This window comes from Salinicoccus sp. Marseille-QA3875 (assembly GCF_054950095.1).
In genome coordinates, this window is record NZ_CM143103.1 from 1,738,544 (window position 1) to 1,751,351 (window position 12,808).

The 12,808-nt window shown below is 45.4% G+C and carries 12 protein-coding genes; 11 read left to right on the forward strand and 1 reads right to left on the reverse strand.

The features are described 5' to 3' along the window. Positions 1 to 8: 8 nt before the first annotated feature. The 8 genes from ACY8DT_RS08925 to eno all read left to right on the forward strand — a co-directional run bounded on the left by ACY8DT_RS08925 (position 9) and on the right by eno (position 7,847). Positions 9 to 461 (forward strand): threonine/serine exporter family protein, encoded by a 453-nt coding sequence (locus tag ACY8DT_RS08925; protein WP_462419957.1) that lies wholly within the window; start codon positions 9 to 11, stop codon positions 459 to 461. A 22-nt stretch (positions 462 to 483) separates the two neighbouring features. Then, the gene (locus ACY8DT_RS08930; protein WP_462422252.1) at positions 484 to 732 is read left to right on the forward strand and encodes a glutaredoxin family protein; all 249 of its coding nucleotides are present in this window, start codon (positions 484 to 486) and stop codon (positions 730 to 732) included. A 107-nt stretch (positions 733 to 839) separates the two neighbouring features. Further along, the gene (locus tag ACY8DT_RS08935) at positions 840 to 1,856 is read left to right on the forward strand and encodes a sugar-binding transcriptional regulator (RefSeq protein ID WP_462419958.1); all 1,017 of its coding nucleotides are present in this window, start codon (positions 840 to 842) and stop codon (positions 1,854 to 1,856) included. A 19-nt stretch (positions 1,857 to 1,875) separates the two neighbouring features. Then, a complete protein-coding gene (gene gap / locus ACY8DT_RS08940; RefSeq protein ID WP_462419959.1) occupies positions 1,876 to 2,874 on the forward strand; it encodes a type I glyceraldehyde-3-phosphate dehydrogenase in 999 nt (332 codons plus the stop codon). A 100-nt stretch (positions 2,875 to 2,974) separates the two neighbouring features. Beyond that, on the forward strand, positions 2,975 to 4,162 hold the full coding sequence (locus tag ACY8DT_RS08945; RefSeq protein ID WP_462419960.1) for a phosphoglycerate kinase: 1,188 nt from the start codon (positions 2,975 to 2,977) through the stop codon (positions 4,160 to 4,162). Positions 4,163 to 4,183: 21 nt separating this feature from the next. After that, positions 4,184 to 4,936 (forward strand): triose-phosphate isomerase, encoded by a 753-nt coding sequence (gene tpiA, locus ACY8DT_RS08950; RefSeq protein WP_462419961.1) that lies wholly within the window; start codon positions 4,184 to 4,186, stop codon positions 4,934 to 4,936. Continuing rightward, positions 4,933 to 6,465, forward strand: a complete 1,533-nt coding sequence (gene gpmI / locus ACY8DT_RS08955; RefSeq protein ID WP_462422253.1) for a 2,3-bisphosphoglycerate-independent phosphoglycerate mutase — start codon at positions 4,933 to 4,935, stop codon at positions 6,463 to 6,465. The genes tpiA and gpmI overlap by 4 nt, the downstream gene beginning before the upstream one ends. A gap of 80 nt (positions 6,466 to 6,545) precedes the next feature. Beyond that, on the forward strand, positions 6,546 to 7,847 hold the full coding sequence (gene eno / locus ACY8DT_RS08960; protein ID WP_462419962.1) for a phosphopyruvate hydratase: 1,302 nt from the start codon (positions 6,546 to 6,548) through the stop codon (positions 7,845 to 7,847). Between the two features lie 406 nt (positions 7,848 to 8,253). Here eno and ACY8DT_RS08965 read toward each other — a convergent pair whose 3' ends face one another. Then, positions 8,254 to 9,165, reverse strand: coding sequence for a nuclease-related domain-containing protein (locus tag ACY8DT_RS08965; protein WP_462419963.1), 912 nt, complete (start codon positions 9,163 to 9,165; stop codon positions 8,254 to 8,256). A 252-nt stretch (positions 9,166 to 9,417) separates the two neighbouring features. Here ACY8DT_RS08965 and secG point away from each other — a divergent pair, with 252 nt between their 5' ends. The 3 genes from secG (at position 9,418) to rnr (ending at position 12,803) form a co-directional block, all read left to right on the forward strand. After that, positions 9,418 to 9,648 carry a preprotein translocase subunit SecG gene (gene secG / locus ACY8DT_RS08970; RefSeq protein WP_052255715.1) on the forward strand — a complete coding sequence of 77 codons (231 nt, stop codon included), beginning with the start codon at positions 9,418 to 9,420 and terminating at the stop codon, positions 9,646 to 9,648. Positions 9,649 to 9,760: 112 nt separating this feature from the next. Beyond that, positions 9,761 to 10,510, forward strand: coding sequence for an alpha/beta hydrolase (locus tag ACY8DT_RS08975; protein ID WP_462419964.1), 750 nt, complete (start codon positions 9,761 to 9,763; stop codon positions 10,508 to 10,510). Between the two features lie 13 nt (positions 10,511 to 10,523). Then, the gene (gene rnr / locus ACY8DT_RS08980) at positions 10,524 to 12,803 is read left to right on the forward strand and encodes a ribonuclease R (protein ID WP_462419965.1); all 2,280 of its coding nucleotides are present in this window, start codon (positions 10,524 to 10,526) and stop codon (positions 12,801 to 12,803) included. The last annotated feature ends 5 nt before the right edge of the window (positions 12,804 to 12,808 follow it).

Consider the following 12,808-nt stretch of genomic DNA (forward strand, 5'->3'; position numbering starts at 1 on the left):
GCTGTTACATGTTAACTTTACTTTATCAGTTCATCTTAAGCTTTTTTGCCTCCATGGGTTTTGGCATCTTGTTCAATGCACCGAGAAGGGCGTTGATGCAATGCGGCCTGACCGGCGCTGCCGGTTGGCTGACATACTACATATTCATCAATATGGATACTAATCAGATATTGGCAAGTTTCGCCGGCGGAATCATATTGACCGCTGTTTCAATTTTTAATTCAAGGAAAATGAAGATGCCGGTCGTCATATTCATCACATGCGGAATCATTCCGCTCGTCCCTGGCGGCACAGCCTACCAGGCGATGCGCAATGTCGTTCTGGAAGACTATCAGCTGGCATTTTCATTCGGCATGGAAGCGGCGCTCATAGCCAGTGCCATAGCACTCGGCATCATTACTTCAGAGATGGTCCACTCATTAATGAACACATTATTAATAAAATTAAAGACAGGTGAATAAGGTGTTAGTTTTAGATTATTATATGAGAAATCGTTGTGCACTTTGTGATGAAGGCATTCTTCAAATAAAGATCGCATTGTCGGAGCTCAGGGAAATGAATGTCAAAATCAATAAAATAAATATTGATGAAGATGATGAACTGCAGGAAGAGTACATGGTGAGAGTCCCGGTATTGAAAGACGAATCAACGGTCATCCAGGAAGGCGTCCTCGATTTTGTCCAGATATATGATTATTTAAAAGCAAACAAGGGTAAACATAATATGAATTAATTAAATTAATTGCATTGTTACATATATTTCTGATATATTAATAATGTAATTTTTTTGTCCCTGGTGGGACGGTAAATGTCTCACTATGATGAGAGGTGGTTGAACCAATGTGGCAGAGATTGATTGACATCCAGAAAAATATTGTACCTGATATTTTATCCCACATGCTTAAACGCCTGGATATATTAAGCTTTATTGAAGCAGAACAACCGATTGGAAGAAGGACACTGGCCAGACAGCTGGGGATGACAGAAAGAGTTTTACGCAGAGAAGTCGAAGATCTTTCGGGATTGAACATGATAAAGGTCGATGCGAAAGGCATTTCCATTTCAGAAAACGGCAGAGAGACTTTAAAGAATGTCGAACCATTTCTTACATTGATTGAGAGCCGCAACGACCTGGCATCACAGCTGAAAACAAAATATCCTTTGAAAGATATATTTGTTGTCAGAGGAGATGCCGATCAGAATGCAATGGTCAAAGAAGAATTGACGAGATTGATGGCGGAAGTACTGACTGAAAACCTGTTCAATGAAGCGGTTGTTTCAGTCGCCGGCGGTTCCACCATGGCATCGGTCAGCAAGTTTCTAAGACCGAAGCATGAAGGGCTGCTTTTCGTCCCTGCAAGGGGCGGGCTCGGTGAGGATGTCGCATTTCAGGCGAACTCGATAGTGAGCCATCTTGCACAAGCCACATCCGGGGAACACCGCATGCTCTATGCGCCGGACAGCATCAGCAAAGCATCACTTGAATCATTGAAAGAAGAACCGATGGTCAGGGAAATCATTGATCTGAACAAACGTTCATCGATGGTCATCCATGGTATCGGAGACGCACTTCAGATGGCCAAACGCAGAAATGTCACCGAGGAAGTGATGACCGGCCTCGTTAATTCAAATGCAGTCGGAGAAGCTTTCGGTTTTTATTTTGATGCTGAAGGGAATATCGTCCACAAGGTGAAAACGATAGGATTGCAGCTGGATGACCTTGGAAATAAAGAGTCCATCTTCGCAGTAGCAGGCGGAGAAAGTAAAAAAGGAGCAGTAAAAGCATATTTGAAATTAGCACCGCGAAATACGATCTTATTCATTGATGAAGTGGTAGCACAATATTTATTAGGATAAAACTAAGGAGGCCATTTTAATGGTTAGAGTAGCAATTAATGGATTTGGAAGAATAGGCAGACTTGCAGCAAGAGAGATTCAGAATTATGACGACATGGAAGTCGTAGCAGTAAACGATTTGACGGATGATGACTTTTTAGCACACTTATTCAAATATGATTCAACCCAGGGCCGCTTTGACGGTGATATCGAAGTGTTGGAAAACAGCTTCAAAATCAACGGCCAGGAAGTGAAATCATTCACTGAAAAAGATCCTTCCAACCTGCCTTGGGGCGATTTGGATATAGATATAGTTCTTGAATGTACAGGTTTCTTCACTGAAGAGAAAGATGCAAGAAAACACCTGGATGCAGGCGCTAAAAAAGTATTGATCTCTGCCCCGGGCAAAGGCGACATGAAAACAATCGTATACGGTGTAAATGAAAATACGATTGACGGTTCTGAAGAAGTTGTATCAGCAGCATCATGTACAACAAACTGTCTGGCGCCTGTCGTTAAAGTGTTGAACGACGAATTCGGCATCAAGCAGGGACTGATGACAACAATCCATGCTTATACAGGTGATCAGAACACATTGGATGCACCGCACGCAAAAGGCGACTACCGCCGTGCACGTGCAGCAGCGCAAAATATCGTACCAAACTCTACAGGTGCAGCTAAAGCGATCGGTCTTGTCCTGCCTGAACTTGAAGGCAAACTTGACGGTGGTGCACAACGTGTACCGGTAGCAACAGGTTCACTCACTGAAGTGACTGTATCATTGGATAAAAATGTGTCAGTTGAAGATGTTAACAGCGCAATGAGGAACGCAGTCAATCCTTCATTCGGCTACAACGAAGATGAGATCGTATCTGCTGATATCATCGGCATCAAAGAAGGGTCATTGTTTGATGCGACTCAGACGCGCGTACTTGACGTTGACGGCAAACAGCTCGTAAGAGCCGTTGCCTGGTATGATAACGAAATGTCCTATACTGCCCAGCTTGTACGTACTTTAAATCATTTGGTAACACAATAATCAACTTGACCAGGCGGGTGGATATTCCACCCGTTTTTTATTTTTTATGTGGAGCCAAATTGGGTATAATGAAGACAATGAATATTTTAGGAGGCAAGACATGAAGAAAACTGTTGAAGATATTGAATTAAAAGGAAAAAAAGTGCTCCTCAGAGCCGATTTGAATGTACCGATGGAAGACGGAAAAGTTACAAATGATAATCGGATCGTGCAGGCACTCCCTACAATAAAGTATATATTGGAACAGGGCGGCCGGGTCATTTTATTTTCACATCTTGGCAAAGTGAAAACAGAGGAAGATAAAAAAGATAAAACTTTGAAGCCTGTTTCTGATGAATTGAGCGGCCTGCTCGGCCAGACAGTTTTATTTGTGCCTGAAACCAGAGGAATTGAACTGGAATCGGCCATCGATGATTTAGAAGACGGAGAAATTCTATTGTTTGAAAATACCCGTTTTGAAGATGTGGACGGTAAGAAAGAATCCGGAAACGATGCAGAGCTCGGCAAGTACTGGGCAGCACTCGGCGATGTCTTCGTCAACGATGCATTCGGTACAGCACACCGCTCACACGCCTCAAATGTCGGCATTGCAGAAAATGTTGAAACCGTATCCGGCTATCTGATGCAAAAGGAGATTGATTTTATCGGCGGTGCAGTGGATGCGCCTAAAAAGCCTTTTGTTGCAATTTTAGGCGGTGCGAAAGTCTCGGATAAAATCGGTGTCATAGAGAACCTGCTTGAAAAAGCGGATAAAGTGCTCATCGGCGGCGGCATGGCTTACACATTCTTTAAAGCACAGGGCAAAGAAATAGGCACTTCGCTTCTTGAAGAAGACAAAATCAACCTGGCAAAATCACTGCTTGAGAAGGGTAAAGATAAAATCGTTCTGCCGACAGACGCTGTCGCAGCTGAGAAATTTGATAAAAATGCGGCACATAAAACGGTATCTGTGGATGAAATCCCCGGAGACATGATGGGTCTCGATATCGGGCCGGACACTGTCAAAGCTTTTGAAAGCCATCTGAAAGACGCAAAGACTGTGGTATGGAACGGTCCGATGGGCGTATTCGAATTTGAAAACTTTGCCCAGGGCACGATCGGTGTATGCAAATCACTTGCCGGACTGGACGACGCAATAACGATCATCGGCGGCGGCGACTCTGCTGCTGCTGCATTCGACCTCGGGTACGAAGACGACTTCTCCCACATTTCAACAGGCGGCGGTGCCTCCCTTGAATATTTAGAGGGCAAAGAACTGCCGGGACTTGCAGCAATCAATGATAAGTAAAGATATATAAGGAGGATAATAATGAGAACACCATTTATCGCAGGAAACTGGAAGATGAACAAAACGATTTCTGAAGGGGAACAATTTCTGGACAGCTTAAAGAATCTGCCGGCTAAAGACGAAGTGGAAAGCGCAATCTGTGCACCATTCATCCATCTGCCGTCATTAGTAGAGAAAGCAAAAGATCTGAATCTCGGCATCGGTGCCGAGAATGCCCATGCTGAAGACAACGGTGCGTTTACAGGCGAAGTTTCTGTCGCTATGCTCCAGGACCTCGGAGTGGACTATATCATCATCGGCCACTCCGAACGCCGTGAACATTTTAACGAAACAGATGAAACTGTAAATAAAAAGACGCTTGCCACTTTGAAAAATAATATCGTCCCGATTGTCTGCGTCGGTGAAACTGATGCTGAACGTGAAGACGGCAGACATATCGAGCGTGTTGAAAGCCAGGTTGAAAAGGCACTGCTCGAAGTGTCTGCTGAAGACGTGAAAAAAGTGGTCATTGCATATGAACCGATCTGGGCGATCGGCACAGGAAAATCGGCAACGAGCGAAGATGCAAACGAAATGTGCGGCACTGTTCGTAAAAAGATCGCTTCATTATACAGCGATGAAGTCGCTGATAAAGTACGCATCCAATACGGCGGTTCTGTAAAACCTGCAAATATCAAGGAGTATATGGCGCGTGAGCACATCGATGGTGCGCTGGTCGGCGGAGCGTCTCTTGAAGCGGACTCTTTCCTCGAATTGCTGGAAGGTGCTAAATAATGACTAAGCCGACAGCTTTAATCATTTTAGATGGTTTTGCGAACCGTGAAGAAACGAAAGGCAACGCGGTAAAAGCGGCTGATAAACCGAACTTCGACCGTTATTTCAACCAGTATCCCCATGGCGAACTGTCGGCGGCCGGCCTGGATGTCGGGCTGCCAGAAGGACAGATGGGCAATTCGGAGGTCGGTCACTTGAATATCGGAGCCGGCCGCATCGTATATCAGAGTCTGACACGCATCAACAAATCGATTGAAGACGGTGACTTCTTTAAGAATGAAGTGCTGCTTGATACGATGAAGCATGTCGAGGGTAATGGCAGCGAGCTCCATGTGATGGGACTGCTCAGTGACGGCGGTGTTCATTCGCATTATGAGCATTTATTTGCCATCTTGAAAATGGCGAAAAACGAGGGGCTGGAGCGTGTGTACGTTCATGCATTTTTAGATGGGCGCGACGTCGGGCAAAGTTCTGCACTCGAATTCATAGAAGAAAGCGAGCGCCGGTTTGAAGAAATCGGCATCGGTGAATTCGCCACAGTTTCAGGGCGATACTACGCGATGGACCGCGATAAGCGATGGGACCGCGGAGAGCCTGCATACCTTGCCATCTCAAACGGCCGCGGCCCTGTATTTGACAGTGCGGCCGAAGGGATTCAGGCGAGCTATGATGAGGAAGTTTACGATGAGTTTGTCGTACCGTTCGTGGTTAAAGGTTATGAGGATAAGGAAGGGACCGGCATCAAAAACGATGATGCAGTCATATTTTTCAATTTCCGTCCGGACCGCGCAGCACAGCTTTCCGAAATCTACACAAATGAGGATTTCATGGGCTTTGAAATGGACCGCAAATACAGCGGCTTAAAGTTCGTGACATTTACTAAATACAGTGAAGACGTCATAGCAGATATCGTCTTTGAGAAAAAAGACATCGTCAATACAATTGGTGAAGTTGTCGGAGATGCGGGTGGCAGGCAGTTAAGAATCGCAGAAACTGAAAAATATCCGCATGTCACTTACTTCATGAGCGGCGGGCGTCACAGTGAATTTGAAGGTGAGCGCAGGGTGCTTGTCGATTCGCCGAAAGTCGCGACATATGATCTGCAGCCTGAGATGAGTGCATATGAAGTCCGTGATGAGTGTCTGGCAGAACTCGACAGGAAGGATCTTGACCTGATCATTTTAAATTTTGCGAATCCGGATATGGTCGGGCACAGCGGTAAACTTGAACCGACGGTCAAAGCGATTGAAGCGGTGGATGAGTGTCTCGGACCGATAGTGGATGAAATCATTGCTCAGGGCGGTCATGCAATCATTACGGCAGATCACGGCAACTCGGATGAAGTGACAACTCCTGAGGGCAAGCCGATGACGGCCCATACGACAAATCCAGTGCCGATCATCATCACGAAAGAAGGCGTAGAAGTGAGAAGCGGCGGTATACTTGCAGACATCGCACCGACTCTCCTCGATCTGATGGAAATCAGTCAGCCGGAAGAGATGACCGGAAAGAGTTTACTGCAAAAGTGATAAGATTTTTATTTTCGTTGAAATTAATCTTTGTTTCACACATAATAAAATAGACAAATACAATTTAAGGAGATATTGATATGCCATTAATTATTGATGTTTATGCACGTGAAGTAATCGACTCCCGTGGCAACCCTACAGTTGAAGTGGAAGTATTAACTGAAAGCGGTGCGTTTGGTCGCGCTTTAGTGCCGTCCGGAGCGTCAACAGGTGAATATGAAGCGGTTGAATTGCGTGACGGTGACGATACACGTTTTTTAGGTAAAGGTGTAGAAAAAGCGGTGGAAAACGTCAATGAAGAAATTGCTGCTGAACTTATTGAAGGTGAATTCAGTGTGCTGGAGCAGGTGTCCATCGATAAGATGATGTGCGCGCTTGACGGCACTGAAAACAAAGCAAAATTAGGCGCGAATGCAATACTGGGTGTATCTATTGCAGTGGCTAAGGCAGCTGCAGATTTCCTTGGACAACCATTGTACAAATATTTGGGCGGATTCAATGCCGTACAGCTTCCGGTACCGATGATGAATATCATCAACGGCGGAGAGCATGCTGACAACAACGTCGACATTCAGGAATTCATGATCATGCCGGTTGGAGCTGAAAGCTTTAAAGAAGGTCTCCGCATGGGTACTGAAATTTTCCACAACTTGAAAAAAGTGCTGAGCGAAAAAGGTCTGAACACTGCAGTCGGTGACGAAGGCGGATTCGCACCAAACCTCGGCTCCAATGAAGAGGCGCTGTCAACGATTATTGAAGCGATTGAAAGAGCAGGCTACGAGCCGGGTACGGATATCCGTCTGGCAATGGACTCTGCATCCTCAGAATTCTATAATGCTGAAAAAGGCGTGTACGAATTAACGGGTGAAGGTAAAACATTCACATCTGAAGAAATGGTCGACTGGTATGCTGACATGGTGGATAAATATCCGATCATTTCCATCGAAGACGGATTGGATGAGAACGACTGGGAAGGCCACAAGTTATTGACTGACCGCCTCGGCGACCGCGTCCAGCTTGTCGGTGATGACCTGTTCGTGACGAATACTGAAAAACTTGCCCGCGGCATCGAAGAAGGCGTCGGCAACTCAATTCTGATCAAAGTGAACCAGATCGGTACATTGACTGAAACTTTCGAAGCCATTGAAATGGCCGGACGTGCCGGGTACACATCTGTCATTTCTCACCGTTCAGGTGAAACTGAAGATACGACAATCGCAGACATCGCAGTTGCGGTAAATGCCGGTCAGATCAAGACAGGCGCACCATCCCGTACAGACCGCGTTGCGAAATACAATCAGTTACTGCGCATCGAGGACGAATTATTTGAAACAGCTAAATACGAAGGACTTGATTCATTCTTTAACCTGGATGAAGTCTAGTCCGGGAGGATGACGAGGGACCCCGCTTCAGTCGAAGCGGGGTTTTTGGTGTATTTATGGCGCGGTAAAACATTTTACAATGAAGTTTAAAGATTGGCGCTATAAGTGTCGATCCGTCCTATGAGTTATAGCGCAGCAAAGGTCGTGGCGCTATAAGTGTCGGTCCGTCATATGAGTTATAGCGCAACAGAGGTCGTGGCGCTATAAGTGTCGGTCCGTCATATGAGTTATAGCGCAACAGAGGTCGTGGCGCTATAAGTGTCGATCCGTCCTATGAGTTATAGCGCAACAGAGGTCGTGGCGCTATAAGTGTCGAGCCGTCATATGAGTTATAGCGCAGCAAAGGCGGCCACGCTATAAGCTACCAAATATATCACCACATATAGCACGACGATACCACCCTAAATCAATAATCAATATTTCCATTTTGTTTTTGGCGTCTTATGTACGCACTGGAAATCTGATGGCCGCTGTACTTGGCTATAATAGAAGAATCCAGCTTCCAATCCCCATTCAACATCTTCAACTCATCAATTAACCGGCGGGTTACAGTAAGAAGGTCAAAATTTTCATTGCACTTCTGGCAGCGGTATCTACCTCGATTCACACGCTCCAGCTCCCGATAACACCCCGCACAATACACCCCGCCACCCAGCGCCTCCAAGTCTACATTCGCCTTCCCGTCGTACATCGATTTCGTCACCCGGCGTGATTCAAGAAATTCCAGCAGCCGGTCATAAGAATAATGGTTATCCCGCACAATCCGATCCAAAAACTTCTCCAGTCCGCTGTAAGTCAAAATATTTTTGCCGTAAGGCAGATTATAAATGGTCTGCTTCGGGTTAATAAACACCAGACAGCTGTATACTTCGAAGTCAGCTCCGAATTTCTTCAGCAGATGCCGAAGTGTATCATTATGCCGGGACACCTGCTGCATCAGATTTTTAAATTTATCTCCTCCGGTAAATGTCCATACAGTATCCGAATAAACTAAATCAAAATTATATTTCTTCACTTCAAAAGTGAAGATTCGATCGCCGGCGATTAAAATATTATCTATCTGCACCTCACTTGAACTCCTCGAAACTTTCAGGCTGTCACTGCCAGCCTGATCTAAAGAAAATCTGTAATCCTTCAGGTGAATGCAATTCCTTCCCCCGATTCTCTCATCAATCATCAAATCCAGTTCACCTTCTCCTTCCCAGCCCAGCTGCAAATTACCGAGCTCGTTCATTTCGTCACCCACGACCCCTGTCCGGCATTTCAAAATCTCCAGCTGTTCCAGTTTCAACGGCTTGTATCTTAATATCGCAACCATCCCCTTAAAATTGACTAAAACTTATTCCAACTTTAAAATCCGCTGAAATTGTTGTCAAATCGCAATAATTCGATAACTGCACAAACTGTCTCCCGAAATCCCAAAACCCGCCAGGGCAGAAATCCCAAAACTGCACAAAAGACCTCTTCAAAACACTAAATCTGTTGTCAGAGAAAAATTCAACCCTGCTTGCAATAGACCAACACATTTGTTATGCTTTCTAATGTTAATATTTATTGGAGGGACTACCACATGCAAACAGTTTTAATCGTTATGTTGATAATCGTTTGTATATCTTTAATTGCAGTGGTATTGCTTCAGTCAGGAAAAAGCGCCGGCCTTTCGGGTGCAATCAGTGGCGGGGCAGAGCAATTATTCGGTAAACAGAAGGCACGCGGAATGGATCTTGTATTACACAGAGCAACTGTGATCCTATCCGTACTATTTTTCTTAATTATGCTTTTACTCACATATGTGGGCTGAATTTAATGAAAATGACTGAAAAGAAAACCCTCGACAGCCAGGGTTTTCTTTTTCTTTTGTTTGATGAATTTTTAACGTACAATTGAGGTAACACACAAAAGGGATGTTGACGATGAACGTAAAATTGCCAGGAGAATTTTATTTTAACGAGCACTCTGATTACGCTGTCCTCCTCCTTCACGGCTTTACAGGAAACACATCGGATGTCAGACAGCTGGGCAGATTTCTTCAAAAGAAAGGCATCACCTCATATTCATTCAACTACCAGGGACATGCAGAGGCACCTGAAAACATTTTAAAGTCCTCACCGCATGTCTGGTACCGCCAGGTCACAGAAGCCTATGACTTCCTGAAGTCGGAAGGATACGACAAAATTTTCACAGCAGGCGTATCCATCGGCGGTGCACTCGGCCTGCTGCTCACACAAGACCGGGACGTCACCGGCGCTGCAACGATCTGCAGCCCGATGTTTATAAAGTCGCATAAAGAGTTATTGGAAAGCTATAAGACCTATGCTGCGAATTTCAAAAAGCGTTTTGAAAATAAAGACCGTCAGACGATTGATGACGAAGTCAACGCCAGTCTCGGAGACGCTGATGATATGCTCACAGACATCAACGCCATCATAAACAAGGCGGAGCAGTCTCTGGAAGATATATTTGTTCCGGTGTACGTTGCACAGGGGGCACTGGATGAAGTGATCAATCCGGAGTCCGCGAATGTAATCTACAACAATGTGTCCACTGAGGGTTCCGAAAAGCGGTTGAAGTTTTATGAAAACTCCGGCCATGTACTGACGATAGATAATGACAAAAACGAACTATTCAAAGATCTATATGAGTTTATAGAAGAAATAATATAATGGAGGTATTCTCATGAGTAACTACAGAGAAATGGTTTTGGAAATCATAAATAAAGAAGATTATAAACCGATGACGATTGACCATTTTATAAATGCGTTTGATGCCCATGATTCAGAGGATTTCAAAGAAGTGGTCAAAGTAATGGTTGCTCTTGAGGAAGAAGGCATCATTTTCCGCACCAAGAAAGACAAGTACATGAAGGTTGCTGAAACCAATCTCGTCAAAGGGAAGCTGTCGATGCATAAGAGAGGCTTCGGTTTCCTGCGGGTGGAAGATGAAGATATTGATGATATCTTTATTCCGCCCACTGGCATTAACGGCGCACTCGACGGCGACACCGTGCTTGTTGAAACATTCAACGAAAGTTCCGGCACCAACATGGAAGGGAACATTACGAGCATCCTGACACGCGGCATTACGAAAGTTGTCGGGGAGTACGTGGATAACAAGTCCTTCGGCTTTGTGCTGCCGGATTCGAAAACTTTCAAGACGGATCTCTTTATTCCAAAAGGGCAGAATTTAGGTGCGATCGACGGGCATAAAGTGCTCGTTGAAATCACAAAATATCCGGAAGATGAAAATGCAAATCCTGAAGGTCATGTAACTCAGATTTTAGGGCACAAAAATGATCCAGGCGTGGATATACTGTCCATCATCTTCAATCACGGCATCAACATCGATTTCCCCCAGGAAGTGTTGGATCAGGCAGAAAGTGTACCTGATACGATCCAGAAAGGGGAGCTCGCGGACAGAACGGATCTGAGGCATGAAAACACAATCACGATTGACGGTGCAGACGCGAAGGACCTTGATGATGCGATTGCTGTGAAAAAGCTCGATAACGGCAACTATGAGCTGACGGTCAGCATTGCGGACGTGAGCTATTACATCACCGAAGACTCGGCGATGGATAAGGAAGCATACGACCGTGCGACGAGTGTGTATCTTGTCGACCGTGTGATCCCGATGATTCCTCACAGACTGTCAAATGGTATCTGCTCATTGAACCCTGAAGTGGACCGTCTGACGATGAGCTGCCGCATGGAAGTGAACGCTGAAGGCCATGTAGTCAATCATGAGATTTTCCAGAGTGTCATCAACTCGAACAGAAGAATGACATACGATGCAGTGAACGGTATGCTTGAAGATGAGGATCAGGCGCTGATGGCAGAGTACGGCGATGTGGCCCCGATGATTATGGATGCGGGAGCCCTTGCCCAGATTTTAAGAAATAAAAGAGTGAAGCGCGGTGCGATGGACTTCGATTTCAAAGAGGCGCAAGTACTGGTCGGTGAAGACGGTACGCCTGAAGATGTCGTATTAAGAAACCGCGGACAGGGCGAAAAGCTCATTGAAGAGTTCATGCTGCTCGCCAACGAAACAGTGGCGGAACATTTCCACTGGATGGATGTACCATTCCTGTACCGTATTCACGAAGACCCGAAAGAGGAGAAGCTTCGTAAGTTCTTTGATTTTATTTCCACATTCGGAATCGTGGTCAAAGGTAAAGGCAATGAAATCCACCCGCACGCACTGCAGGATATTCTGGAGGAAATCGAAGGACGTCCTGAAGAACTCGTCATCAGTACATTGATGCTGCGTTCGATGCAGCAGGCGAAATATTCACCTGAAAGTATGGGGCACTTTGGTTTATCCACCGAATTCTATACGCACTTCACATCACCGATCAGACGTTATCCGGACTTGATTGTTCACAGACTCATCCGCAAATATCTGATTGAAGGCAGGACGGATGACAAGACAATCAGCAAGATTGATGCATTCCTGCCGGATGCAGCCGAACACACATCCGAAAGAGAACGCCGTGCGGTCGATGCGGAACGCGATACGGACGATCTGAAGAAAGCGGAGTACATGAAGCAGTATATCGGTGATACGTATGAAGGAGTCATTGCCGGTGTGATGAACTTCGGTATGTTTGTGGAACTGCCGAATACCATCGAAGGGCTTGTTCATATTTCCAATATGACAGATGACCACTATCAGTACCAGGAACGCCATATGGCGCTTATCGGTGAGCGGACCGGCAATGTCTTCAGAATCGGAGACCCGATTGAGATCAAAGTGGTGGATGTCAATGTCGAAGAACGACTTATCGACTTCCAGGTGATCGGCATGCCGGAGCGTAAAAAATCTGAAAGACGGTCAAGACCTGTGGAAATCAAAGCCAGGAAGAAAAAGCCTGAAGATCATAAAAAGGGCGGAAGTAATAAAAAAGGCAAAAAGCCGTTTTATAAATCAGTTGCCAAAAAAGGTAAAAGAAAGAAGTAATGTAT